This is a genomic window from Haloferax mediterranei ATCC 33500, assembly GCF_000306765.2.
Lineage (GTDB): Archaea > Halobacteriota > Halobacteria > Halobacteriales > Haloferacaceae > Haloferax > Haloferax mediterranei.
In genome coordinates, this window is record NC_017941.2 from 1,870,187 (window position 1) to 1,893,973 (window position 23,787).

Below are 23,787 nucleotides of genomic sequence, written 5' to 3' on the forward strand. Positions count from 1 at the left end.
AGGATATTTTTTGAAGTTTCGTTCAATTTATATGTGCTCTCTCCTGACCGTAGGATGTTGATTGTACGTTCAGTCAATTGGGTTTCGACGTGGACAACAGACCGATCTCACGTCTCTACACCCAACCTGGACACAGTAATCACCCACTCCCCACCACTGCTTCACACTCCATGAAATCCTCACGTGCACTTGCGGTCTTACTGGTCGTCTTGGTTGCAGTACCAAGCCCAGCGATGGCCGGAATCGTCGGTGAACCGAACCTTCAGGCGTACGCGCCGAGCAACAAACTCGTCCCCGGACAAGAGACAGCACTGAACGTTGTTGTCACGAACTACGGCGGCGACACCGAATATCGGCGGTTCTCCTCGACTGAGAGTGCCGCAACGCTGAGTAACCAACGGCGCTCGCAACTCGAAACGCAGGTTCGGTCCGCCCGTAACGTCCGTCTCACACTCAAATCCAAGGGTGCGCCCGTCGACGTGAACACGGCGACGCTCCCGATTGGTGACCTCCCGCACGCGACTCAGCGGGATGCGAAGTTCTCTGTTTCCGTCCACGAAAACGCGACTCCGGGAACCTACGAAATGAAACTCGTCGCTCGATACGAACACGACGAGTCCGTCCGCGACAACGGTGACGTCAAAAACGAGGAAGATAAGAAAGTCAAGATTCCCGTGACCGTCGTCATCGAGCAGGCTCCGCGGTTTGAAGTCGTCTCTGTCGAGACCAACGCACAGGTCGGCGGAACCGGAACGACGACCGTCACGATGCGCAACGTCGGCACCCAGACGGCCTTCGACTCCTCGGTTGCGCTGAGTTCCGAGAACACCGATGTTACGTTCGGGAAGGCAGCCTCTGCGAGCCGGTACGCCGGTCAGTGGAGCGTCAACGAGACGCGCCGTCTCGAATACGAGACCACTGTTGCGCCGTCAGCGGCGGCCCAGTCGTACTCGCTTTCTGCCCTCGTCAACTACGAGGACGAAGACGGTGTGCCCACGAAGTCGAAAAAGCTCACCACCGGCGTAAGGCCGCTGGCAGAACAGTCGTTCGTGCTTGATGCGGAAGACAGCACACTCCGCGTCGGTCGAGAGTCGACCATCCAAGGCACCATCACTAACGACGGGCCACAGACCGCCCATGATGCCGTACTCGTCGTCTCCTCGAAGTCCCCTAACACGAACATCAAGGAGACGGAGTATGCACTCGGAACGCTCGAAATCGGCGACTCGTCTGACTTCTCGTTCTCCGTCGAGATGACTGACTCCGCCGACGCCGGCCAGCGGCAACTCAGCTACGTTGTCGAGTACCGCAACACCAACGGCGACACCCAGCAGTCGAAGTCGCTCCTGATGAACGCCGAGGTGAAGCACAAACAGAACCTGTTCGACGTGACGCCGAAAAGCAGGTCTCTCGAAGCGGGTGGCTCGAAGGTCGTCACGCTCGTCGTGACCAACAACGGCGACGAGACGTACCGTAACATCGACGCGGAGGCGAGCGCTGACAGTCCGCTTTCGCTCGCCGACGAAACCGCCTTCATCGACGAACTCGCTCCCGGTGAATCGACCGAGATTCCCGTCGAACTGAGCGCGAGCTCTTCGGCGAACCTGAAGACCTACTCGTTCGACATCGACTTCCAGTACGAGAACGAGGACGGCGAGCAGAAACTCTCCGAGCAGTATCCCGTCCCCGTCGAGGTGACCGACTCGTCGGGTGGTGGCGGTCTCTCGATGTCCCTCGTTGGCGGCATCCTCATCGTCGGGCTCGGTATCGTCGGCTTCCTCTGGTACCGCCGCTAACCGCCCCACTTTCCCCTCACAATGATTGACTACGAAGTGTACGTCGACCGCCTTGGCGAGTACATCGTCACGAACCCCGGCAGAGTCGTCGCGCTGTTCTTCGTGCTGACACTCGTCTTCGGTGCCGGTCTCGGGAATATCTCGACCGACGCCGGAACCTCGCAGTTCACCGAGGACTCGCCTGCACAGGAAGCGCTCGATGACGTTAACCGTGAGTTCAACCCGACGTTCGAGACGAGTTCCGGGAGTACACAACTCATCCAACGGGACGAGAACGTGCTGTCGAAACCGGCGATGCTCGACATGTTGCGGCTCCAAGAGCGCGTCTTGGACCGTCCCGGCCTTCGCACCACCTCCGCGTCGAGTGTCGCATCGACGGTCGCTCAGACGCTCGACCCGTCGGCGGAGACGCTCGACGAGCAGATTGACGCGCTCGAATCGGCGTCGCCGAGCGAAGTCCGCGCCGCGGCCAAGCGGGCAACTGCGAACCCGCAGGTTGCGTCGTTGTTGAGCGACGATTTCAACCGTGAATCCGTCAGCGCCTCTTCGACTATCGGCGTCGTCAGCCACGAGGTTCCCGGACTCTCGTCGACCGCCGGGACTTCGGGAACGAGTCCGATGACCGGTATCCAAGAAGAGATACAGACGATGACCTCCGTCGCCGACAGCGACATTCGCGTGTTCGGCAGCGGTATCATCTCCAGTGAGTTGGGGAACGTCATTTCCGACTCGCTGTTGCTCGTCGTCCCCGCGGCGGTGCTCCTCATCTTCGGGTTCCTCGTCATCGCGTACCGCGACCCTATCGACCTGCTACTCGGGGTTATCTCGCTTCTCTTGGCGGTTATCTGGACGTTCGGGTTTATGGGTCTCGCAGATATCGCGTTCAGCCAGATGCTCATCGCGGTTCCGCCGCTTCTCTTGGCGGTCGGTATCGACTTCGGGCTTCACGCAGTGAACCGCTACCGCGAAGAGCGCGTGAAGGATATCTCCCCCGTTCCGTCGATGCGGACGACCGTCAAACAACTCTCCATCGCGTTCTTCATCGTCACCGGGACGACGGTCCTCGGGTTCCTCGCGAACGTCACGAGCGACCTCGCACCCATCCGCGACTTCGGTCTCGTCGCGGCGGTCGGTATCCTGTTTACCTTCCTCATCTTCGGGGTGTTCCTCCCGGCGGCGAAGCTCTATGCGGACCAACTTCGCGAGCAGTATGACGTCCCCAAATTCGGGTCGACGCCGCTGGGCAACGAAGGCGGGCTACTCGCCCGGGTGCTTTCTGTCGGTGTCGTCATCGGCCGCAAGGCACCTCGTGCGTTCCTCGTCGGTATCCTGCTGACGACCGTCGTCGCGGGTGCATACGGGACCGGCGTCGATACGACGTTCTCACAGGAAGACTTCCTCCCGCCGGAGGAACAGCCCGCATATCTGCAAGACCTCCCTGAGCCGTTCAAACCCGGCGTCTACACCGTTACGAAGGACCTGAACTACCTCGAAGACAACTTCGAAACGACGCAAGGCGACAGCGTGACGATTTACGCCGAAGGGAAACTGAGACGGGACTCCGCGCTGGAAGAGCTATACCGCGCCGGTACGAGTCCGCCCGACTCGTTCGTCACCGAGGACCGCCGTGCTGAATCGAAGAGTATCATCACGGTCATCCAGAGCTACGCGGCTCAGGACCCCGAATTTGCGGCACTCGTCGCCCGGAACGACGCCGACGGCAACGGCGTCCCCGACGACAACCTCGAAACGATATACGACGAACTGCTCGCCTCGCCCGTCTCCGGGCAGGCGTCGTCGTACATCACCGAGGATTACCGCAAGACTCGCGTTGTCTACACGGTCGAGGCCGACGCCTCGCAGGACGACATCGTCGCCGACGGGAAACACGTCGCAGAAGAGCTTCGCATGAAAGGCACTGCGACCGGAAGCACGGTCGTGTTCAAGGACATCTCTGATACTATCTTCATGTCCGCTATCGAGAGCCTCACGGTCGCGCTCTTGGCGACAGCACTGTTCTTGATTCTCATCTATCAGCTCCTCGAAGGACAGTGGACGCTCGGCGTGGTCAACCTCGTTCCCATCGTCGTCTCGCTCGCACTTCTCGCGGGGTCGATGCGGTATCTCGGTATTCCGCTGAACGCGTTGACGGCGACCATCCTCTCGATTGCAATCGGGTTGGGTATCGACTACTCCGCCCACGTCGTCCACCGGTTCGCCGACGAGTACAACGACTCCAACCTCAACGAGGCGCTGCACATGACCGTCAGCGGGACTGGCGGCGCACTGACCGGGAGTATGCTGACGACGACGACCGGTCTCGGCGTCCTCGCAATCGCAATCACCCCCGTCCTCGGACAGTTCGGCGTCGTGACCGCACTGAGTATCTTCTACTCGTATCTCACCGCGCTCGTCGTGACGCCGCCGACCCTCGTGGTCTGGGAACAGCTGACGCAGCAGACCGAATCGACTCCGACAGCACCCTGATAGCCCACGACCAGAACCACTCCTGAAACAGCCCCACTATGCCAGAACCACGCGCCAAACAACCTTTTTCGACTCGGCCGCCTGCAACGCGCACGGTGGCTCCGGTCGTTTACCCCTGCCCATACGCTCGAATCGTCCGCAGAACAGCCCCACGGTGAATCACACGCCAACCGAACTCCAAACCCCACACGACACATTACAAACGGAACTCACATGACCAAGAACCACCCGAACCAAACTATGTCCAAACGCGCAATGGTTCGTCCATTGATTGCCGCAGTGCTCGGTATCCCCATTATGGGGTTTGGCCACCTCTTCCTGCGGCGCTGGCGACGTGCCTTGCTCTGGATGGCGCTTGCTGTCTCTGTTGGCCTGTTGTTTGTCCCTGAGAGTGCGCGCGAATTGCTAATCACCGGTGGGTCGGTACCACCTCTCATGGATGTCCTGCCTCTTCTCGTGGTGAATCTCGTAAGCGTGGTCGACGCATTCTTGCTCGGGATGAAGCAGGTCGCCGAATCGACCCGCGCTGAAATGCTCGATGAGGACATAGAAACGGTCTCTTGCCCGCAGTGCGGGCGCGAAGTCGACCCGGGCCTCGGCTTCTGTCACTGGTGTACCACCCGCCTCGACGAACCGATAGACGACTGAATTACTACGGACACAATATGGACGACGAACGAATCGACACCGGGCGAAGCGAGACCGAGCAGGCGATTATGGACGCCACGCTCAGAGCACTCGCAGAACACGGTTACGCGGACCTTTCGATAAAGAACATCGGCACGGAGTTCGAAAAAAGCACCTCACTCCTGTACTATCACTACGAGAACAAAGACGAACTGCTCTTGGCGTTTCTCGACTACATCATCGACCTGTTCGTCGCGAGCATCGACCCCGATGCGGACGACCCCGACGCGGAGCTTCGAGAGTTCGTTGAGTACGTTCTTCCCCCGGAAGACGGGCCAGATACGTGCGATACGATTCCTCCCGCAGTGCCGTTTCACGAGGATGCAGAACCGTTCCAACGAGTCATCTTCGAGCTTCGCACGCAGACTATCCACGACGAGGCGTACCGCGAGAAGTTCGGACGCATGGAGTCACACATGGTCGAGACCGTCACAGCGCTTATCAGGAGAGAGATGGATGCCGGGAACTACCGCGAGATGAATGCGGAAATCATGGCCGAGAACTTGATGGCGTTTCTCTTTCGGAGTCTCGACGTTCGAATCACAGGAACGAGACCCGAGTCGGCACACATGATGCGTGAATCAGTGTACTTCCTTCTCGACAACGTGATGCCGAAAGGAAGCCACCCAGAAGACGCGGCGAGAGAGCAACGCGACTTCGACGCCTGACACCCGGTTTCTGTCCGCTGCTTTCCTTCTCCGACACTCGTTCGCTCGTCCTGCTCGCTCGTTCTTGCTCGCTCATTCCCGCTCGCTCATTCTTGTTTGCTTACTCTCGCCCTTACTCTGGCCGTTCGACGAAGTCGACGATAGCCTGTGCTCCCTGAAACCCGTCTGCAAGTCGGTCGACGAGTGCTCCATCTTCGAACAGCAGTAGCGTCGGAACGCTCCGAATCGTGTACTGCTCGGCGACGGCCATGTCCGTCTGCGGGTTAATCATCGCAACGACCACGTCGGTCGCCTTTGCGACGTTCCCGAGGACAGGCTCGATGCTCTGACACAGCGTACACCCTTTCGTGTAAATGTCGAGGAGGACGCGGTCGTGTTCGTCGACGAGGGCGTCTAATTCAGCTACTGTCTCGATTCGAACGGGCTTCGTCGGTGCGCTGGCCGAGTCTGTCGAACTCATTGGCCGGAATACGTAACTGTAGTAGTTATGATTTTGGTGAATTGTCATACCACACCACAATTCGGTCGTAACAGGCGGTGTCCCGGCGTCACACGCGAGGTCCCTTTCGTGATGTTTAAGTAATGCCCCCGTCTCGTAACGCATGCAATCGCTGTAGGGGAATGTAGTCCCCGAGTCCGTATGGGCGAAAATAACACGAACGCAGTGTTGCGGTAGCCAAGCCTGGCCCAAGGCGCTGGGTTGCTAACTCAGTGGCGTCAAGCCCCCGGGGTTCGAATCCCCGCCGCAACGCTCACAATACGACTCTCCAAGTCATGAGTGCAGAAGAACCACAGGACGGCTCTCCGGAGGAGGAAGAGGACCTCCGTTACTTCATCCGAATTGGTCAGACCGACCTTGACGGGACGAAGACGGTAGAGCGCAGTCTGACGGACATGAAGGGTATCGGCAAGCGCGCAGCGCGCATCATCGCCGACGCCGCGGAAGTGGACCGAACGGCGCTGTTCGGTAAGCTTCCCGAAGACGAGATCGACTCCGTTGTCGGTGTCGTCGAGAACTTCGAGGACCACGTACCTGAGTGGATGGCAAACCGGCAGAAGGACTTCTTCTCCGGAGAGACCAACCACATCACGGGTTCGGACCTCGAAGAGAAGCGGCGGCATGACATCAACCGCATGAAGATGATCAGCTCCTACAAGGGCGTTCGACACCAGCGCGGCCAGAAGGTTCGCGGCCAGCGGACGAAGTCCACTGGACGTACCGAAGGCACCATCGGTGTCAACGTCGAGGAGATCAAAGAGGCGCAAGAAGAATGACAACGGGCAACAACACAAAGTTCTACGAGACGCCCAACCACCCGTTCCAGGGCGAGCGCATCGCTCAGGAAGCGGACCTCCTCTCTCGGTATGGTCTCAAGAACAAAGAGGAACTCTGGCGTGCGCAGTCCGAACTGCGTAACATCCGCCGTGAGGCACGGAGCCTTCTCGGTCAGGCCCAGGGTGACGTCGAAGAAGCCGAGGCGCTTGGTGCCGAGTTCATGGCACGTCTGCGCCGCTACGGGATTCTGTCTACGGAAGACGACATTTCCCAGACGCTGCGTCTCGACGTAACGGACATTCTCGAGCGACGGTTCCAGACGATTGCCTACCGCAAGGGTCTCGCACAGACTCCGCAGCAGGCACGTCAGTTCATTTCCCACGGTCACGTGACCGTTGGCGGCGCTCGAACGACTGTTCCGTCCCGCAAGGTCGAAGTTGACGAAGAGGACACCGTGGCTTTCGACGAGACGTCGAAGCTCTCGGACGAACTGCACCCTGAGCGCGCGGAGGCCCAAGAATGAGCGAATCTGAAACTGGTGACAAGTGGGGCATCGCCCACGTCCACGCATCGTTCAACAACACGCTCATCACGGTCACTGACATCACGGGCGCCGAGACGATTGTCAAATCGTCCGGTGGTTCCGTCGTCAAGCAGAACCGTGACGAGGCATCCCCGTATGCGGCCATGCAGATGGCAGAGAGCGTCGCCGACCAGATCAAGGCGGCTGGCATCTCGGGTCTGCACGTCCGCGTCCGTGGTCCTGGTGGAAACCAGAACAAAAGCCCCGGACCCGGTGCACAGGCAACGATTCGCGCCCTCGCTCGCGCCGGTCTCGAAATCGGTCGCATCGAGGACGTGACGCCGATTCCGCACGACGGAACTCGCGCGCCCAAAAACAGCCGACTCTAAATCACCATGGCAAACGACTTCGAGGTCGAGTTCATCGAACGCGAGGACCGACGCGCCCGTTTCGTCGTGAACGGTCTGACCCCGGCACTAGCCAACGGCATTCGCCGGGCGATGGTCGCCGACGTGCCGACGTTCTCTATCGACACCGTTCGGTTCGTGGAGAACACATCGGTCATGTTCGACGAGATGATAGGGCTTCGTCTCGGTCTGGTTCCGTTGACCACGCCCCTCGACGAGTTCGAGCCAGGTGACACTGTCACCGTCGCGCTCGAAGTCGATGGGCCGGCAACCGCATACTCTGGGGACATCGAATCCGCGGACGAAATGGTCGTTCCTGCGGACGAGAACATCCCAATCATCGAGCTGAAGGAGGGCCAGCGCCTCGAATTCGAGGCTGACGCCGTCCTTGGTTACGGAAAAGACCACGCCAAGAATCAAGGCGGGGTCGCCGTCGGCTACCGACACCTCCAACGCGTGGAGGTCGTCGGCGATGCTGGCGAGTTCGAGGAACAAGAGCCGAACATTCTCCGTGGCGTCATCGAAGAGGCCGCGGCAGAACACGCGGACGACGAGGACGCCGAAGACGGCGACCTCGTGGTCACAGACGAGTTCGGTAACGACCTGACGAAGCGGTACCCCGGCAAAGAGGTCGAAGTGCACGACGTGCCGGGAGCGTTCGTCTTCAGTGTGGAGACGGACGGTTCCTTCACCGTCGACGAGCTCGTGAAGCGCTCTGTCGCCTCCTTAGGTGACCGCGCAGCCGAGCTCGAAGAGAAGGTCGCACTGTAAGAATGAATACTGCCCCGTCTCAACACCGACGTTCGCCCACCCCGAGAGCAGCCGCAGCCACCGATAGCGTGGCGTGCGACACTCTCGCGGCACCGGGTCGGACCGAAGGTGTTTTTACGGGGCATGAAGTACAGCGGAATGCTTGCAGGGATAGCCAAGTCTGGCCAACGGCGCAGCGTTCAGGGCGCTGTCTCATAGGAGTCCGCAGGTTCAAATCCTGCTCCCTGCACTCCGCTTTCTCTCTGGAGGTAGACAATGAGTAAGACGAACCCGAGACTCAAGAGTCTCATCGCCGAGCTGAAGGCGGTCTCGCGTGAGTCCGGTGCCAACGTCTGGCAGGATGTCGCGGACCGTCTCGAAAAGCCACGGCGCACCCACGCGGAAGTCAACCTCGGTCGTATCGAACGATACGCCCAGGAAGACGAGACCGTCGTCGTGCCCGGCAAGGTGCTGGGTAGCGGTGTGCTGCAGAAGAACGTCACAGTCGCGGCCGTGGACTTCTCGTCCACCGCTCGAACGAAGATCGAGCAGGTCGGCGATGTCGTGACACTAGAACAACTCGCAGAACAGAACCCCGATGGTTCCAACGTACGGGTGATCCGATGAGTTTCGCCGAATTCGACGCAGATGTCGTTGTTAACGCCCGAAACTGCATTATGGGTCGTGTCTCCTCGGAGGTCGCACAGCGCGTCCTCGCAGGCGAGACAGTCGCCGTCGTCAACGCGGAAGACACCGTCATCACGGGCTCGGAAGAGGACGTGATGGGTAAGTTCCGCAAGCGCGTCGAAGTTGGGTCGGACCAGGGTCCCTACTACCCGAAGCGTCCCGACCGAATCTTCAAGCGTGCTATTCGCGGCATGCTCCCGTACAAGAAGCCCCGCGGTCGCGAGGCACTTTCGAACGTCCGCGTCTACGTCGGCAATCCGTACGACGAAGACGGCGAGATGCTCGAAGACACCTCGCTGGACCGCCTTTCGAACATCAAGTTCATCTCGCTCGGAGAAGTTTCCGAGAAGCTGGGTGCTAACGTCACATGGTAACGAACACGTCCGGTAAAAAGAAGACTGCAATCGCTCGCGCCACCGTGCGCGAGGGTGAAGGTCGAGTCCGTATCAACTCCCAGCCGGTCGAGCTGGTCGAGCCGGAGATGGCCCGTCTGAAGATGCTGGAACCCTTCCGCATTGCAGGCGAGGACCTCCGCTCGCAGGTCGACATCGACGTGAGCGTCAACGGCGGCGGCGTGGCCGGTCAGGCCGACGCAGTCCGCACCGCGCTCGCTCGTGGCCTGGTGCAGTACCTGAACGACGCGGAGCTTCGCGACGCGTACATGGAGTTCGACCGTTCGCTGCTGGTCAACGACGTTCGTCAGTCCGAACCCAAGAAGTGGGGCGGACCAGGCGCACGCGCTCGTTACCAGAAATCCTACCGCTGAGGTGATCTAACCATGATGATTCCCGTCCGGTGTTTCACCTGCGGCACAGTGATTGGCGAACACTGGGACGAATTCAAGGCCCGTGCTCGCGACGGTGACGAGGACCCCGCAGATGTCCTCGACGACCTCGGTGTCACCCGTGCCTGCTGCCGGCGGATGATGGTGTCGCACAAGGACCTCGTGGACGTCGTGTCACCCTATCAATGATACAACGGTACAACCGATACGAGAAAGCCCGCATCCTCGGCGCGCGAGCGCTGCAGGTCTCCTACGGCGCACCTGTGCTCGTGGAGACTGAGCAGACCGAACCTATACTAATCGCCGCTGAGGAGTACGACGCAGGTGTACTTCCGTTCACCGTAAAACGAGAGGGCAAGTGACAACATGACTCGAATCACATCCGTATCTCTGCGCCGCGTGCTCGACTCCCGTGGAAACCCGACGGTCGAAGCCGACGTTCTCACCGAATCCGGTGGGTTCGGTCGTGCTGCGGCCCCCAGTGGTGCATCTACCGGCGAGTACGAGGCAATCGAACTGCCGCCGACCGAAGCCATCGCTGCTGCACGCCGACACGCTGTTCCCCGACTCGTGGGCGAAGTCCACGCGGGCAACCAGCGTGAGGTCGATGCCGCACTGCGCGCTGCCGACGGTTCCGAGAACTTCTCGGAAATCGGCGCAAACAGTGCTGTCGCAATCTCGATGGCGGCCGCAAAGGCCGGTGCCGACGTGCTCGGTGCACCTCTGTACCAGCACCTCGGCGGTGCGTTCCGCGGCGACAACTTCCCGACGCCGCTCGGGAACGTCATCGGTGGCGGTGAACACGCCAAGGAAGCGACGAACATCCAGGAGTTCCTCGCCGCACCGGTCGGTGCGCCGAGCGTCTCCGAGGCCGTCTTCGCCAACGCGAAGGTCCACGCCCGCGCATCCGAGATTCTCGATGAGCGCGACGTGCCCGCCGCAAAGGGCGACGAGGGTGCATGGGCACCCGCCGTTTCCGACGCCGACGCGTTCGAGATTATGGCTGAAGCCGTCTCCGATGTCGAGGACGAACTCGGCTTCGAGATTCGCTTCGGACTCGACATCGCGGCGTCCGAAATGTTCGAAGATGGCGTCTACCACTACGGTGACGAGACGAAAACGACCGACGAGCAGATCGACTACGTCGCCGAGATGGTTGACGAGTACGACCTCGTCTACGTCGAAGACCCCCTCGACGAGAACGACTACGAGGGATTCGCGGAACTCACAGACCGTGTGGGCGACCGCACGCTCATCTGTGGTGACGACCTGTTCGTCACCAACGTCGACCGCCTGCAGGACGGCATCGACGTGGGCGCCGCGAACTCCATTCTCATCAAGCCGAACCAGATCGGGACGCTGACCGACGCATTCGATGCCGTCGAACTGGCGGCCCGAAACGGGATGGACGCCGTCATCTCTCACCGCTCCGGTGAGACGGAAGATACGACCATCGCACACCTCGCCGTCGCCACCGACGCGCCGTTCATCAAGACTGGCACGGTGCAAGGCGAGCGAACCGCCAAACTGAACGAACTCATCCGCATCGCGGACGACGCAGTATGAGCGACAACGAAAACGACGCGGTGGAGGTCGCCGACGAGGAACCCGAGACGGAGACCGAAGCGGTCGCCGAGACGGGCACCGACGAGGCCGCCACCGAAGACGAGACAGTAGAGACCGCCGAGGCGGCCGACGAGGCTGCCGAGGCAGAAGAAACGGAAGAGCCGGAACCGGCCTTCGACGAGGACGTTATGCCCGACGAAGACGCCGACCTGCTCATCCCGGTTGAAGACTATCTGGCTGCCGGTGTCCACATCGGTACCCAGCAGAAGACCAACGACATGGTGCGTTTCATCCACCGTGTCCGCGACGACGGGCTATACGTGCTCGACGTCAGCCAGACGGACTCGCGAATCCGCACCGCTGCGGACTTCCTCGCGAACTACAGTCCGGAGCAGATTCTGGTTACGTCCTCCCGTCAGTACGGTCGTTTCCCGGCCGAGAAGTTCGCAGACGCCGTCGGCGCTCGTGCCCGCACGGGACGCTTTATCCCCGGCACGCTGACGAACCCGGACTACGCCGGCTACATCGAACCCGACGTGGTCGTCGTCACCGACCCGATTGGTGACGCGCAGGCCGTCAAAGAGGCAATCACGGTCGGCATCCCGGTTATCGCGATGTGCGACTCCAACAACCAGACGTCGAACGTCGACCTCGTCGTCCCGACGAACAACAAGGGTCGTCGTGCGCTGTCGGTCGTCTACTGGCTCCTCGCCAACGAGACGCTCGACCGCCGCGGCTCTGACACCGTCTACGCCCTCGAAGACTTCGAGGCCGAGCTGTAAGACGGGACGACGACTGTAGTTCGACTTTTCTAACACTCGTCCGGTGAGTGACTGCTTCGGTATTCGCTGAGTTGTGCTGCGTTGGTAGCTGTGACGCCGGGAACTGACAGGGACCGCCGAGAGCCGCCACAAATAGTTTTGTGTATTGTTCACATATCTATACCTATGGGAACGCTCCTCCACCAGATCACCGTCGAAGAACTCGCAGCGGAGTTGGACACCGGTTCGTCCGTCACCGTAATCGATACGCGTCCGCCCGAGAGTTTCGACGCGTGGCATATCGAGGGTGCCGTGAATGTTCCGTTCCACCCAATCGAGGGGCTCGGCAGTGACTGGGATTGGGAGCAAGTCGCCGCGCTCGCCGCCGACGGACCAGTCGTCGCCATCTGCGGGAAGGGATTGTCGTCTACCTCGTTCGGATTCGAACTTTCCGAGCGGGGCTACGATGACGTAACCGTGGTCAAAGGCGGCATGGAAGACTGGAGCAAACTGTACGAGATAGTCGAACTCGACACCGGCGACGACGACCTGTTCGTCGCACAGATTCAGCGCCGGGCGAAGGGATGTCTCGGCTACGTCGTCGGGTCTCGTTCGGCACGTGAAGCAGTCGTCGTGGACGCAACGCGACAGTACCACGAGTTCGAACTCGTCGCCGCCGATGCGGGTATGACGATTTCTGGCGTCCTCGATACCCACGTTCACGCCGACCACATCTCGGGTGGGCACGAACTGGCCGACCGATTGGGCGTCCCGTACTATCTCGGCGCGCACGCGACGGACCGCGACGTTCAGTACGACTTTACCCCACTCGAAGACGGGGAGTCCGTGACGGTTGGTGAGTACGACATCGAGGCGACGTACGCCCCTGGGCACACCTCGGATATGACCAACTATCTCGTCGACGGACGGTTCCTCCTGACTGGTGACACGCTGTTCGTCGAGTCCGTCGGGAGAACGGAACTCCAGTTCGGCGACGAGAAGGCAGCGACCGGCGCGGAACTCCTTTACGACACGCTTCACGGAACAGTTCTCTCGCTTCCGGACGAGACGCGAATTCTCCCCGGACACGTCTCCGTCAGCACCGACGGGACCTACGGCGTCGCCGCGCCGGGCGAGCTCGTGAGCACGACACTCGGTGAACTCCGCGACGAACTCGACATGCTGGAGATGGACAAAGAGACGTTCGTTCATCGCGTTGCCGACAACACGCCGGAGAAACCGCCGAACTACGAGCGCGTTATCGCCATCAATACCGGCCGCGAGACAGTCGGCGACGAAGAAGAGGCGACGGAACTCGAACTGGGACCGAACAACTGCGCCGCCTGAGGGGCACACCCCGGCGAGGACCTCCCTTCACGGGAGTTCGACGACGCCCAACCGACCGTCGAACAACTCGTGGTCGAACCACGCCATCCGGCGGTCGCTGTATCGAATTTCGGCACCGAGCGAAAGCACCTGTCGTGTCCTATCGAGGTCGGTAACGCCGACGAGGAACGCACAGGGTCCTTCGCCAACCTCGTCGAGTCTGTTCGTAAGCGCGCCGCCATTGGGTTCACACAAGGCGACGGGCGTCCCCGGCAGGGCGGCGAAGTTCGAAAACGGACCGTTGATGTCGACCGGAGACGGATAGCGGTGCCGACGAGCGAATAGGTCGGCGGTCGCCTCGCGGTCGCGGGTGGCGACGACGACAGTCTGTAGTCCACGAACTGACGTGTTCTGTGCCGCCTTTGGGACGCGGTAGCCGCGAGGCGTCCGGTCTCGGATGGTAAAGGGAAGCCGCTGGTCTGTTCCTTCGAAGCACATGTCCCACTCGACGAGCCGCCCGTCTGGACGCTCTCTGGCTGCTTCGTGTGGTCCGTCGACTGGCACACCGGCGTCGATGGCAGCCTTGGCACTAGCGGTGATATCGGAGGCTTCGATGCACCACGCGGTCGGCCCGGCCCCGGCTGCGAGGTGGGTCGGCCAGAAACCGGCGTCTTCGGCGTCGGTTCCGAGTGTCGGCGCGATGAGTTCGAGATACGACCCGTCGGGGAACGGAACGACGGCCATGTGAGTCGTTCCACTGCTGTGTTCGCCGCCGTAGGTCGGCGTCAGCCCAACCTCGTTCGCGGCGGCACGGAGTTCGTACAGTTCGATACCACCGAACGCGACGTGGTCGATGGTTCGGTCCATACGCCCTCCACGTCAGACTGCGTATAGTGTCTAGGGGCGTCCTGTCTGTGAATCTGAGCGTCGACCGAAGCGTTTTGCCTCCGGCACCCCTCGATAGCGTATGAACCTCCTTCGGAGCGTCAGAGCGGTTGCAGACGCTTCGGCGACCGGGTCCGGCACGATTGACTGGGACGCTGTCGCCGAGGCCGCAAAAGCTGCGACCGACCCGGGGCCACTCAACCTTTCAGCAGCCGAGCGAGCGGGGTACGCGGCCGACGTTCGCGACGCCCGCGACCGACTCAGGGTCGTCGCCGACGTGACGTTCGACGTGCCCGATGTCGCGGAAGTCCAGAACCGTCACCACTGGATCGACGCCAACGTCGAGACGTTCCGCCGTATCATGCTCCCCTTCGAGGAACACGGGCCGATACTCCTGCCGGGCGTCACCCGCGCTGTCAACACTGGGACCTTCGCGTTCGTCCTCTCATTTCTGGGGAACAACGTCCTCGGTCAGTACGACCCGCTTTTGTTGGCCGAAGGTGACGACGACCACGGGCTGTACTTCGTCCATCCGAACATCCGTCGCGTGGCCGACTCACTCGACGTCGACTATCCGCGGTTCCGTCGCTGGATTGCCTTCCACGAGGTGTCGCACGCGGCGGAGTTCGGTGCGGCCCCTTGGCTCTCGACACACCTCGAATCGCGGATGAAACGCGGTGTCGACGCACTCGTCGACGGTGACCTCGACCGCGACGCCTTCCGCGAACTCGACACGGCGATGACGGCGGTCGAAGGCTACGCAGAACTGCTGATGGACCGCGCGTTCGACGACGATTACGAAGACCTCCGTCGAAAACTCGATGAGCGACGGCAGGGTGGCGGTCCCGTCGCGAAAATTGCACGCCGAGTCCTCGGTCTCGGTCTCAAACGCCGCCAGTACGAGCGCGGCGCGCAGTTCTTCGAATACGTCGCAGACGAGCGCGGCATCGCCGCTGCCTCGCGTGTGTGGGACCATCCGGAGAATTTACCGACCGACGCGGAATTGGACGCGCCCGAGCGATGGATCGCACGGGTGTCGCCCTGAGGAGACTGCAACTCCATCAGAGTGCGCACCCGATACCCGAACGTTGTTCGGGTCGTGCACGCACCTTGGGTAGGTGCGTCGTGTTGAACCAGAGGCCCAACTCCGGTACCCCACGACGCATTCCGGTGTAGAACCAGGTCATTGCCCCTGCCCTGGTTACCGGCGGAAATTTGTGCACAGGGCAGAGATATATACCCTGCGATTCATTGTCACACATTCAGTTCTATTTACGTATGTGTGAGTGAATATCTAAGAAAACGACGTGTTTATTCACAGATTCGTTACTAACGACGGTTTACTTCGGTGAATTCTCGACTCCATTTTGATAGATACCGTGTAAGGAGTACGCCGACGAGAAGTCCACCGATGAGCGCGAGACCCGTCTGGAGAAGCGTCGCACCTGCTTGAACGGCGATGAGCGTCGCGGAAACACCGATGAGTAAGATAAAACCAAGCTTGAGGCGACTGTTTGCGAGTTTCGTCTCGTCGTCGCTCAGGCTTGGTCCGACCATTTCGCCTCCCGCTTACGGACCGAACGCGGTTGTAATGGTCTCTCTACGAATCCTTCGTCCATACACTAGTTAACGGTTTGTAACGGTTTGAAACCGCGGGTGCTTACTCACTGGAACCCGCGGCCGACACCGTCGGATTCGATGAGGTCGTCGAGTTCTGACGAGAGTAACTCGTCGGCGTCCGTGAACTCGTCCGACAGACTGTCGAGGCGGTCGGGTCGGGCGTCGAACTCGTAGTCCATCGGGCCGAACGCGGGACTCTCCAGTGCCTCCATCACGTCGGTGAAAAAGTCGTCAGGTGAGGTCGGGGCCTCCGCGTGGACCTTCACCGTCTCTTCGAGGCGTCGCGCCATCGACTCCGCCTGCGATTCGTCTTCGGGCGGACGTTGCACCCCGAACAGGCCAGCGTCGTCTTCCTCGTGGCGATTCGGGAACAGTGGGTCGAGGTCGTCGTCGATGCGGCGGGCAACGCGAGCACCGACGCCGCGCACGTCGTACGGGTTCTTCGCGTACGTCTTGAGTTGGTAGACACCGACGTCGGGATGACCGAGAAAGAGGTCCTCGCCGATATGCTGCCGTCGCTGACCCGCGACGGCACGCCATGCATCCGGGTCGCGGCCGTCGTCGACAACGTCCGAGAGAATGTCTTGCCAATCTCTGACGCGCATGGGTGAGCATATCGCTGCAGCGGGAAAGAACGTGACGGTTGTTCGGTTCACATTGTCGTTTCGATGGCGGCGCAGTCGTCAGGCCGAGTCGAACGACCGACGGCTATTTGCCCGCGCCTCACCGACGACTTCGACGTGAACCTTCGCGGTCCGCTCGTCGAAGTCGGAGAGCCACGTGAAGTCGAGACGCGGTACGGCGAGCGCTCGCTGGCGGAGGTGACGCTTCGCCCCGAACGCGGGACGGCCGACCCCGTCACCGTGACACTGTGGGGGAAGTGGACCCACGCCGCCGAGCACGCCGAACCGGGGATGGACCTGCTCGTCACCGACGTGGACGAATCGGAGTACAAAGGCGAGACGACCTACGCGACCGGAAAAGAGTCGTTCGTCGTCGTCGAACCCGACTTCCTCGTCGACGTGACCGACATCCGTTCGTGGGTGCAGTGCTCGCGGATGTATTACCTGAACAAACTCTCGGGCATCCCGCTGAACTACCCGGTCGTGAAAGGGACCATCGTCCACGACGTATTCGGCGACCTCCTTCGCGGGCGCGACCTCGATTCTTCCATCGACGAACGTATCGAAGAGCGCGGCCTCGAACTCGGGTTACTTGGGCGCGAAGTCGAGGAAGTCGCGGACGAAGTCCGCCGAAACGCCGCCGCCATCGAGGGCTGGCTTTCGCAGGGCGTGCTCACCGACGAAGACGAATGGCGTTCGGAGTACACGCTCATCTCGCCGACGTTCGGCATCAAAGGCCGCGCCGACGCCCTCCGTCGGGGGTCGCCGGTCGAACTCAAGACCGGCAAGAACCTCAAGCGCGACCCGCGGTTTCAGGACAAGATTCAGGCCGCGGCGTACGCGCTCATTCTGGACGAACGCGGCGTTCCGGTCGATACGGGAACGCTCCTCTACACGAAGAACACGACGCTCGACCGAACCGAAGAATCGGGCGACCTCTCGCCGGCGAAGGACTTCTCCATCGGTCGCGGTCTCCTCGAATTCGTCGTCCGCACCCGAAACGAAATCGCGGCGATGGAACACGACGTGTCGGTGCCGACGGGTTACGAGTCGAACTCGAAGTGCCAGTACTGCTTCGAGAAGGACACCTGCATGGTCGTCTCCGGCCGACTCGGACAGGAGTCGAAAGCCGGAGCCATCGGTAACCCGGTCTCCGAGGACGAACGCGAGTACTTCGACCGCTTCTACCGCGCCATCGAAGAAGAGCGCCGGGCAGTCCACGACGAGTACCGAAAACTCTGGGACCAAACTGCCGAAGAGCGGGCCGACGACGACCGGGCCATCATCGGTCTCGAACCACTCGGCCGCGAGGAACGACCCGACGGGACGTGGGAACTCCGCGCGAAGAAGACCGACGACGCGGTGTCGAAACTCCGCGAGGGCGACGTTGCGCTCGCCAGTGACGGCCACCCCGTCGAGGGTCACGCCGAACTCGCCCGCATCGTCGAACTCGGCGAGGAAGTCGTCGTCACGACCGACGAACCCGTCCCGCTTCGCCGACTGGACGTGTACCCCTCGGAACTCACCGTGGACAGGCTCCTCACCGCCCTCCACGACGCGATTCTGAAGGGGAGTCCAGACCGAAAGGACGTGTTGTTCGACCGCCGTGCGCCCGATTTTTCGGACCGCTCCGCCGAGACGACCTACATCGACAACAACGAGGCACAGGACGAGGCGGTCAGTCTCGCCATCGACGCGGACGACCTCGCACTCATCCACGGGCCGCCGGGCACGGGCAAGACCTACACCATCGCCCGGACCATTCGCGCCCTCGTCGAAGACGGAAACCGTGTCCTCTTGTCCGCGTTTACGAACCGTGCCGTCGACAACGCCCTCGAAGCCCTGCGCGACCAAGGGTTCGAATCTATCGTCCGAGTCGGCACCGAGTCGGGCGTCCGCGAGGACATGCTGGACGTTCGACTCTCCCGAAGCGGCGACCCGAACACGCTCGCAAGCGCCCTTCACGATGCCCCGGTTGTGGCCGCGACGACAGCGACGTGTGGCTCGCGCGTGATGCGCGAACAGTCGTTCGACGTCGCGCTCGTCGACGAAGCGTCACAACTCACCGAACCGGGAACGCTCGCCGCCGCGAACCTCGCAGACCGGTTCGTTCTCGTCGGCGACCACAAGCAACTGCCGCCGGTCGTCCGCGCCGAAAACGACCTGCAGACCTCGCTGTTTCAGCGACTCATCGAATCACATCCGGACGCGTCGGTGATGCTCGACCGCCAGTACCGGATGTCACAGCGGATTCAGGCGTTCGCCTCTGCGGAGTTCTACGACGGCGCACTCCGCCCGGCAACCGGGGAGGTGGCTGCACAGCACCTCCGAGACCTCGGCATCGGTGTCGCCGATCTGCCCGACGAAACCGCCGACCCCGTCTCCTTTGTCGACCCCGACGGTCGGCGCGTCGGCAACACGAACCCAGTCGAGGCCGACCGCGTGGCCGAAATCGTCGCCGCCTACGAGGCCGCTGGAGTCGACGCCGACGACATCGGCGTCATCGCGCCGTTCCGCGCCCAGGTGGCCGAAATCTCCCGCCGAACCGACGTGACCGTCGACACGGTCGACCGGTTCCAAGGGTCGTCGAAGGAGGTTATTATCGTCTCCTTTGTCGCCACCGGCGACCTCGACGGACCGCTGTTCGAGGACCACCGCAGAATCAACGTCGCTCTCACGCGGGCGAAAAAGGCGCTCTGTCTCGTTGGTGACGCCGACGCGCTCGAATCGGACCCGTTCTACGACCGGATGTTGCAGTGGGCGCGACGGTAGTCTCTTAAACCGTGTCGCGTCGGCGGTGACCGCCCTGTCTGCGCCGCCGAGAGCCGGGGTCGCTGAGAGTCGGGGTCGCTGAGAGTCGGGCCGCAGACAGTCGGGCCGCCGTCGAGAGTTGGGCCGCCGACAGATTCTCCTTTCTGCTGCCGTACCAGAAGGCATGAACCTCCCTCTCGGCGATGGGAGACTGTCCGTCTCACTCCCGTCGTGTTCGGTCGATGTCGCACGTCCACCGGGTGGTGCACCCGTCGACCCCCGGACCGCGGCTGAGGCCGCAATGGAGCGCCCGCACGGGCCGCCGCTCGCCGGGCTCGTCAATTCGACCGATGAGGTCGCCATCGTCGTCACCGACGTGACCCGAGATACCCCGGACGACGTGCTCTTGGACGTGCTCTTCGACCATCTGCCGGTCCCGCGAGAGAACGTTACTGTCGTCGTCGGTCTCGGACTGCACCGCCCGATGACGGACGCGGAACTCCGCGACGGTCTCGGCGAGTACGCTGACCTCGCGGTGAACCACGACCCCGACTCGGTCGTCGCCCTCGGCGCGGTCGATGGGTGCCCGGTCTCCGTCCATCCCGCCGTCGCCGACGCCGACGTAGTCCTCTCCACCGGCATGGCCGAACCGCACCAGTACGCGGGTTTTTCCGGCGGCGCGAAGACGGTCGTCATCGGCGCAGGCTCCGAATCCATCATCCGCTACACCCACGGCCCGGACATGCTCTCGCGGGACGGTGTTCGCCTCGGCCGCGTCCGCGGGAACCCATTCCGCGAGACACTCGACAGAGCCGGACTCATCGCCGGTCCCGACTTCTGTCTCAACGTGACGAAGGGACCGGATGGGTTCCTCGGCGCGGCCGCCGGGAACCCAATCTCAGTCGTTCGCTCCTTGGCTGCAACCGCCCGCGAAGCGCTCTCTGTTTCGGTCGACACCAACTACGACGCGGTCGTCTGCGGCGTCGGCGCGCCGAAAGACGCGAACCTCTATCAGGCGACCCGCGCGGCGACGTACGTCGCTCTCGGCGACCGAAACCCGCTCGGGAGCGGTTCCGATGATTGCGGCCGACTCGTCATCCCCGCGGCGCTTCCCGAGGGTGCTGGCGAGGGGACCGGCGAAAAACGATTCTTCGACGCGCTCTCGTCGGCGACCGACGCCGCCTCGCTCTACGAGTCGATGCGGGCGGGCTACGAACCGGGCGCGCAACGGGCGTTCGTCGTCGCGCGCGTCCTCCGCGACCACGACGTGTACGTGACGAACTCGGCGTCGCCGGACGTGGTGAATTCGTGTCTCATGCATGCCCGCGAGTCGGTCGAAGACGCCGTCGAACCCGGCAGTCGCGTGCTCGTCGTTCCCAACGCGCTGAACACGCTGTTGGTCTGATTTTCAGGCGACGTCGATGTCGAGGTCGTCGCCCCCGTCACCGATTTCGTTCAGGACGCGCTCGTGGAACTCTCGAAGCGCCGCGCTCTCGTCTTCGGCGAGAACCACGTCGCTCGCCATCAACGTCGCAAGCCCGAAGGCGCGCGGGGTTGGCGTCGATACCTGTTGGTCAACGATGTCGACCTCGTCGTCCTGTACGGCTTCGAGCACGTCCTCGATGGCCGCGAGGTTCAGTTTGTCCTGCAGAATCTCGCGGTAGGTCTCCTCCATCACGGCGAACTCGTCTAAGTCCTGTGTAAACGACAGCAGCATCTCGGAGGAGACTTGCTGCTGGGCGGCGGACTTCTCGTAGCCCTTGTAGCGCTTCAGAATCATGAGCGAGCGCGTCGCGTTGATACGGAAATAGCGCTTCAGGAGGTCGGTTCCGTTCAGGGCCGCGCGGAGGTCTGCTTCGACCACATCCGGATTCAGGTCGCGAAGGATGCCCGCGAGGTCGACCTTGCGGTTCAGCGGCATCGAGAGCGAAAATCCGTTGTCGGCGACGGCGACCTGGACGTTTGCGTTGGTCCGGCGGGCACAATGGTACGCGAGGAGGCGCGAGAGACCGTCGTTGAACTGTCTGCCGTAGGTGCAGTGAACGTAGTAGTGGCGGCGGTAGGCGTCGCGGTCGAGTTCGGCTTCGACGACCAGTCTCGATGGGGTCGCTACGCTCTCCGGACCGCCGTACTGGACCTGTTCGTCGAACATCCGCGTGATGGCGCGAACGCTGTTTTCGTCGAGCGAGTGGTCGCGGAGCCACGTCCGAACCGCTGGTGGGCCGCCGGACTGGAGACGGTCGACGAGTTCGGCCTGAAACGCGGCTATCTCGCGGCCGAGGTCGTACGAGAGGGGTAGTCGCTCTGAGAACCACGAGGGAACAGTCGGCCGTTGCGAGGTCCGGTCGACGTAGACCTTCGACCCGCGGCGGTATCGGTAGGCGAAGTTGTCGCCGCCGAGGACGAACACGTCGCCTTTCTCCAGCGTGTCGAGGTAGCTTTCGTCCAGCGTGCCGACCCACTGGTCGGCCCCGCGGACCAACACGTCGCAGGTGAAGGAATCGGGGATGGTCCCGATATTGGTCATGTAGATGACGCGGGCCATCCGACCGCGCTTACCGACGAGTGGTTCGCCGACGGGGTACTCCTCGTAGTGATGTTCGCCGTCCGGTGGGTCGTTGGTGTCGCACCAGACCTTCGCGTAGACGTGCTTGTCTTCGAGACCCGCGTAGTCAGCGGTGAGATAGCGAAACAGGCGCTCGAAGTCGTCGTCCGAGAAGTTCCGGTACGGGTAAGCACGTCGGAGTGTCTTGCGGACCTCGAACTCGGGTCGAATCGAATTGATGGCCATCCCGTAGACCTGCTGGGAAGCCACGTCGAAGGCGTTCTCGGGGATAAACACCCGGTCTACGAAGCCCTCCTCGGCTTTCGTCAGCATCACCGCGCACTCGACGAGTTCGTCTCTGTCGAGCGCGATGACCCGGCCTTCGACGGTCTGGCCGAGTTGGTGGCCCGCCCGCCCGACGCGCTGGAGAAGCGAGGCGACGGATTTCGGCGACCCGACCTGCACCACGAGGTCGATGTGGGGCATGTCGATGCCGAGTTCGAGGCTCGTGGAGGTGGTGACGACCTGCAACTCGCCCGCCTTCAGTCTTGACTCGATTTCCTGTCTCCGCTCCTTCGAGAGACTACCGTGGTGGCATCCAGAGTTCGTCTCGTCGATGTCGTCGTAGGTCTCCCGGAGGTTGTGCAGGACGCGCTCCGCCCCGGACCGCGTGTTCGTAAAGACGAGCGTGTTCGTGTGCGACGCGACGAGTTCGTGCAGGCGGTCGTAGAATCGCGTCTGTACCTCGTCTCGGGGCGTCCGAATCAGGTCGTCTGTGGGACACTCAAGTTCGATGTCGAAGTCGCGGACGAACCGCGTGTCGACGATGTCATAGTCGCGTGGCTCGCCGTCTTCGTAGCCGACAAGGAACTCGGCGACCGTATCAAGCGGTTCGACAGTGGCCGAACAGCCGATTCGCGTCGGCGACGACTCGGCAAGGTCTTCTAAGCGCTCTAGTGACACCGACAAATGAGTCCCGCGTTTGTTCTCCGCGAGGCTGTGAATCTCGTCGACGACGACGTACTCGACGGTCCGGAGTTTCTCTTTGAACTTCGGTGAGTTGAGCAGGATGGCGAGTGTCTCCGGCGTCGTATTGAGGATGTGCGGCGTCTCCGAGAGCATCTTCTGCCGGTCGGTAGAGGACGTGTCGCCGTGGCGGATGGCGTGTCTGATATTGATAGTCTCGTCGCGGGCGGCGGCGATGTCCGCGATGCCATCCAGTGGCTCGGTGAGATTCCGATGGATGTCGTTTGCAAGCGATTTGAGCGGTGAGACGTACAGGCAGTAGACGGAGTTGTCGAGCCCGTCGGGAGACTCCCGGTCGCGGCGGAACAACTCGTTGATGATGGCGGTAAAGGACGCGAGCGTCTTTCCCGACCCCGTGGGGGCACAGATGAGGGCGTTTTCTTCCTCGTGAATGAGGGGAATCGCCCCGCGTTGCGGCGGAGTGAAAAAGCCGCCGTTGCCGGGGACGAACTCGCCGAACTGGTCGACCCACCACTCTTGAACGGCGGGTTCCAGTAAGTCGAGTACGCCCTCGTCGGCGACGGACACCGTTTCTGGGTCGAATTCGTAGTCGTCCCCCTTCGCGGTGAGGAGGGAACGGCCACGCTGGGTCATTACTTCGGGGTTAGCCTGCGCAGGT

General features: G+C 61.9%; 24 protein-coding genes and 2 tRNA genes. 21 read left to right on the plus strand and 5 right to left on the minus strand.

Annotated features, from left to right (window positions below):
- Positions 1-170: 170 nt before the first annotated feature.
- The 4 genes from HFX_RS09540 to HFX_RS09555 all read left to right on the plus strand — a co-directional run bounded on the left by HFX_RS09540 (position 171) and on the right by HFX_RS09555 (position 5,638).
- The gene (locus HFX_RS09540; RefSeq protein WP_014732559.1) at positions 171-1,796 is read left to right on the plus strand and encodes a COG1361 S-layer family protein; all 1,626 of its coding nucleotides are present in this window, start codon (positions 171-173) and stop codon (positions 1,794-1,796) included.
- Between the two features lie 21 nt (positions 1,797-1,817).
- Positions 1,818-4,283 carry an efflux RND transporter permease subunit gene (locus HFX_RS09545; RefSeq protein ID WP_004060275.1) on the plus strand — a complete coding sequence of 822 codons (2,466 nt, stop codon included), beginning with the start codon at positions 1,818-1,820 and terminating at the stop codon, positions 4,281-4,283.
- 240 nt (positions 4,284-4,523) lie between these two features.
- Positions 4,524-4,931 (plus strand): zinc ribbon domain-containing protein, encoded by a 408-nt coding sequence (locus HFX_RS09550; protein ID WP_049917522.1) that lies wholly within the window; start codon positions 4,524-4,526, stop codon positions 4,929-4,931.
- Positions 4,932-4,948: 17 nt separating this feature from the next.
- On the plus strand, positions 4,949-5,638 hold the full coding sequence (locus HFX_RS09555) for a TetR/AcrR family transcriptional regulator (protein WP_004060273.1): 690 nt from the start codon (positions 4,949-4,951) through the stop codon (positions 5,636-5,638).
- A gap of 112 nt (positions 5,639-5,750) precedes the next feature.
- Here HFX_RS09555 and HFX_RS09560 read toward each other — a convergent pair whose 3' ends face one another.
- Entirely contained in the window at positions 5,751-6,098 is a 348-nt protein-coding gene (locus HFX_RS09560) for a thioredoxin family protein (RefSeq protein WP_004060272.1), read from the minus strand.
- Between the two features lie 206 nt (positions 6,099-6,304).
- Here HFX_RS09560 and HFX_RS09565 point away from each other — a divergent pair.
- The 14 genes from HFX_RS09565 (at position 6,305) to HFX_RS09630 (ending at position 13,739) form a co-directional block, all read left to right on the plus strand.
- Positions 6,305-6,389, plus strand: a tRNA-Ser gene (locus tag HFX_RS09565).
- A gap of 23 nt (positions 6,390-6,412) precedes the next feature.
- The gene (locus HFX_RS09570) at positions 6,413-6,913 is read left to right on the plus strand and encodes a 30S ribosomal protein S13 (protein ID WP_004060271.1); all 501 of its coding nucleotides are present in this window, start codon (positions 6,413-6,415) and stop codon (positions 6,911-6,913) included.
- Positions 6,910-7,437, plus strand: coding sequence for a 30S ribosomal protein S4 (locus tag HFX_RS09575; RefSeq protein WP_004060270.1), 528 nt, complete (start codon positions 6,910-6,912; stop codon positions 7,435-7,437). Before HFX_RS09570 ends, HFX_RS09575 begins: the two co-directional genes overlap by 4 nt.
- Positions 7,434-7,826 carry a 30S ribosomal protein S11 gene (locus HFX_RS09580; RefSeq protein ID WP_004060269.1) on the plus strand — a complete coding sequence of 131 codons (393 nt, stop codon included), beginning with the start codon at positions 7,434-7,436 and terminating at the stop codon, positions 7,824-7,826. The genes HFX_RS09575 and HFX_RS09580 overlap by 4 nt, the downstream gene beginning before the upstream one ends.
- 6 nt (positions 7,827-7,832) lie before the next feature.
- On the plus strand, positions 7,833-8,615 hold the full coding sequence (locus HFX_RS09585) for a DNA-directed RNA polymerase subunit D (protein ID WP_004060268.1): 783 nt from the start codon (positions 7,833-7,835) through the stop codon (positions 8,613-8,615).
- A 144-nt stretch (positions 8,616-8,759) separates the two neighbouring features.
- Positions 8,760-8,844, plus strand: a tRNA-Leu gene (locus HFX_RS09590).
- Between the two features lie 26 nt (positions 8,845-8,870).
- On the plus strand, positions 8,871-9,221 hold the full coding sequence (locus tag HFX_RS09595; protein ID WP_004060267.1) for a 50S ribosomal protein L18e: 351 nt from the start codon (positions 8,871-8,873) through the stop codon (positions 9,219-9,221).
- Complete coding sequence (locus HFX_RS09600) at positions 9,218-9,655, plus strand: 50S ribosomal protein L13 (protein ID WP_004060266.1); 438 nt, start codon at positions 9,218-9,220, stop codon at positions 9,653-9,655. Before HFX_RS09595 ends, HFX_RS09600 begins: the two co-directional genes overlap by 4 nt.
- The gene (locus HFX_RS09605) at positions 9,649-10,047 is read left to right on the plus strand and encodes a 30S ribosomal protein S9 (protein ID WP_004060265.1); all 399 of its coding nucleotides are present in this window, start codon (positions 9,649-9,651) and stop codon (positions 10,045-10,047) included. Before HFX_RS09600 ends, HFX_RS09605 begins: the two co-directional genes overlap by 7 nt.
- Positions 10,048-10,059: 12 nt before the next feature.
- Entirely contained in the window at positions 10,060-10,254 is a 195-nt protein-coding gene (locus tag HFX_RS09610) for a DNA-directed RNA polymerase subunit N (protein ID WP_004060264.1), read from the plus strand.
- Complete coding sequence (locus HFX_RS09615) at positions 10,251-10,427, plus strand: DNA-directed RNA polymerase subunit K (RefSeq protein ID WP_004060263.1); 177 nt, start codon at positions 10,251-10,253, stop codon at positions 10,425-10,427. The genes HFX_RS09610 and HFX_RS09615 overlap by 4 nt, the downstream gene beginning before the upstream one ends.
- A gap of 4 nt (positions 10,428-10,431) precedes the next feature.
- Positions 10,432-11,631: a phosphopyruvate hydratase gene (gene eno, locus HFX_RS09620; protein ID WP_004060262.1), complete on the plus strand. Its 1,200-nt coding sequence runs from the start codon at positions 10,432-10,434 to the stop codon at positions 11,629-11,631.
- Positions 11,628-12,413, plus strand: a complete 786-nt coding sequence (gene rpsB / locus HFX_RS09625) for a 30S ribosomal protein S2 (RefSeq protein WP_004060261.1) — start codon at positions 11,628-11,630, stop codon at positions 12,411-12,413. Before eno ends, rpsB begins: the two co-directional genes overlap by 4 nt.
- Before the next feature lie 165 nt (positions 12,414-12,578).
- On the plus strand, positions 12,579-13,739 hold the full coding sequence (locus HFX_RS09630) for an MBL fold metallo-hydrolase (RefSeq protein WP_004060260.1): 1,161 nt from the start codon (positions 12,579-12,581) through the stop codon (positions 13,737-13,739).
- A 27-nt stretch (positions 13,740-13,766) separates the two neighbouring features.
- On the opposite strand, the gene HFX_RS09635 is transcribed toward HFX_RS09630, so the two are convergent.
- The gene (locus tag HFX_RS09635) at positions 13,767-14,585 is read right to left on the minus strand and encodes a VOC family protein (RefSeq protein WP_004060259.1); all 819 of its coding nucleotides are present in this window, start codon (positions 14,583-14,585) and stop codon (positions 13,767-13,769) included.
- A gap of 100 nt (positions 14,586-14,685) precedes the next feature.
- Between HFX_RS09635 and HFX_RS09640 the strand changes: the two genes are divergently transcribed.
- A complete protein-coding gene (locus HFX_RS09640; RefSeq protein ID WP_004060258.1) occupies positions 14,686-15,648 on the plus strand; it encodes a zinc-dependent metalloprotease in 963 nt (320 codons plus the stop codon).
- A gap of 284 nt (positions 15,649-15,932) precedes the next feature.
- Here the strand turns inward: HFX_RS09640 and HFX_RS09645 are convergent, their stop codons facing one another.
- Complete coding sequence (locus tag HFX_RS09645) at positions 15,933-16,160, minus strand: hypothetical protein (RefSeq protein WP_004060257.1); 228 nt, start codon at positions 16,158-16,160, stop codon at positions 15,933-15,935.
- Between the two features lie 107 nt (positions 16,161-16,267).
- The gene (locus HFX_RS09650) at positions 16,268-16,828 is read right to left on the minus strand and encodes a hypothetical protein (protein ID WP_004060256.1); all 561 of its coding nucleotides are present in this window, start codon (positions 16,826-16,828) and stop codon (positions 16,268-16,270) included.
- 135 nt (positions 16,829-16,963) lie between these two features.
- Between HFX_RS09650 and HFX_RS09655 the strand changes: the two genes are divergently transcribed.
- Positions 16,964-19,618 carry an AAA domain-containing protein gene (locus HFX_RS09655; RefSeq protein WP_004060255.1) on the plus strand — a complete coding sequence of 885 codons (2,655 nt, stop codon included), beginning with the start codon at positions 16,964-16,966 and terminating at the stop codon, positions 19,616-19,618.
- 163 nt (positions 19,619-19,781) lie between these two features.
- Positions 19,782-21,002, plus strand: a complete 1,221-nt coding sequence (locus HFX_RS09660; RefSeq protein WP_004060254.1) for a lactate racemase domain-containing protein — start codon at positions 19,782-19,784, stop codon at positions 21,000-21,002.
- 3 nt (positions 21,003-21,005) lie between these two features.
- On the opposite strand, the gene HFX_RS09665 is transcribed toward HFX_RS09660, so the two are convergent.
- The gene (locus HFX_RS09665) at positions 21,006-23,762 is read right to left on the minus strand and encodes an ATP-dependent helicase (protein WP_004060253.1); all 2,757 of its coding nucleotides are present in this window, start codon (positions 23,760-23,762) and stop codon (positions 21,006-21,008) included.
- Positions 23,763-23,787: the final 25 nt, after the last annotated feature.

What these genes read in the sequence shown, in the direction of transcription:
- HFX_RS09540 (WP_014732559.1), top strand. Translation starts at nt 171, where the DNA reads ATGAAATCCTCACGTGCACTTGCGGTCTTACTGGTCGTCTTGGTTGCA.
- HFX_RS09545 (WP_004060275.1), top strand. Translation starts at nt 1,818, where the DNA reads ATGATTGACTACGAAGTGTACGTCGACCGCCTTGGCGAGTACATCGTC.
- HFX_RS09550 (WP_049917522.1), top strand. Translation starts at nt 4,524, where the DNA reads ATGTCCAAACGCGCAATGGTTCGTCCATTGATTGCCGCAGTGCTCGGT.
- HFX_RS09555 (WP_004060273.1), top strand. Translation starts at nt 4,949, where the DNA reads ATGGACGACGAACGAATCGACACCGGGCGAAGCGAGACCGAGCAGGCG.
- HFX_RS09560 (WP_004060272.1), bottom strand. Translation starts at nt 6,098, where the DNA reads ATGAGTTCGACAGACTCGGCCAGCGCACCGACGAAGCCCGTTCGAATC.
- HFX_RS09570 (WP_004060271.1), top strand. Translation starts at nt 6,413, where the DNA reads ATGAGTGCAGAAGAACCACAGGACGGCTCTCCGGAGGAGGAAGAGGAC.
- HFX_RS09575 (WP_004060270.1), top strand. Translation starts at nt 6,910, where the DNA reads ATGACAACGGGCAACAACACAAAGTTCTACGAGACGCCCAACCACCCG.
- HFX_RS09580 (WP_004060269.1), top strand. Translation starts at nt 7,434, where the DNA reads ATGAGCGAATCTGAAACTGGTGACAAGTGGGGCATCGCCCACGTCCAC.
- HFX_RS09585 (WP_004060268.1), top strand. Translation starts at nt 7,833, where the DNA reads ATGGCAAACGACTTCGAGGTCGAGTTCATCGAACGCGAGGACCGACGC.
- HFX_RS09595 (WP_004060267.1), top strand. Translation starts at nt 8,871, where the DNA reads ATGAGTAAGACGAACCCGAGACTCAAGAGTCTCATCGCCGAGCTGAAG.
- HFX_RS09600 (WP_004060266.1), top strand. Translation starts at nt 9,218, where the DNA reads ATGAGTTTCGCCGAATTCGACGCAGATGTCGTTGTTAACGCCCGAAAC.
- HFX_RS09605 (WP_004060265.1), top strand. Translation starts at nt 9,649, where the DNA reads ATGGTAACGAACACGTCCGGTAAAAAGAAGACTGCAATCGCTCGCGCC.
- HFX_RS09610 (WP_004060264.1), top strand. Translation starts at nt 10,060, where the DNA reads ATGATGATTCCCGTCCGGTGTTTCACCTGCGGCACAGTGATTGGCGAA.
- HFX_RS09615 (WP_004060263.1), top strand. Translation starts at nt 10,251, where the DNA reads ATGATACAACGGTACAACCGATACGAGAAAGCCCGCATCCTCGGCGCG.
- eno (WP_004060262.1), top strand. Translation starts at nt 10,432, where the DNA reads ATGACTCGAATCACATCCGTATCTCTGCGCCGCGTGCTCGACTCCCGT.
- rpsB (WP_004060261.1), top strand. Translation starts at nt 11,628, where the DNA reads ATGAGCGACAACGAAAACGACGCGGTGGAGGTCGCCGACGAGGAACCC.
- HFX_RS09630 (WP_004060260.1), top strand. Translation starts at nt 12,579, where the DNA reads ATGGGAACGCTCCTCCACCAGATCACCGTCGAAGAACTCGCAGCGGAG.
- HFX_RS09635 (WP_004060259.1), bottom strand. Translation starts at nt 14,585, where the DNA reads ATGGACCGAACCATCGACCACGTCGCGTTCGGTGGTATCGAACTGTAC.
- HFX_RS09640 (WP_004060258.1), top strand. Translation starts at nt 14,686, where the DNA reads ATGAACCTCCTTCGGAGCGTCAGAGCGGTTGCAGACGCTTCGGCGACC.
- HFX_RS09645 (WP_004060257.1), bottom strand. Translation starts at nt 16,160, where the DNA reads ATGGTCGGACCAAGCCTGAGCGACGACGAGACGAAACTCGCAAACAGT.
- HFX_RS09650 (WP_004060256.1), bottom strand. Translation starts at nt 16,828, where the DNA reads ATGCGCGTCAGAGATTGGCAAGACATTCTCTCGGACGTTGTCGACGAC.
- HFX_RS09660 (WP_004060254.1), top strand. Translation starts at nt 19,782, where the DNA reads ATGAACCTCCCTCTCGGCGATGGGAGACTGTCCGTCTCACTCCCGTCG.
- HFX_RS09665 (WP_004060253.1), bottom strand. Translation starts at nt 23,762, where the DNA reads ATGACCCAGCGTGGCCGTTCCCTCCTCACCGCGAAGGGGGACGACTAC.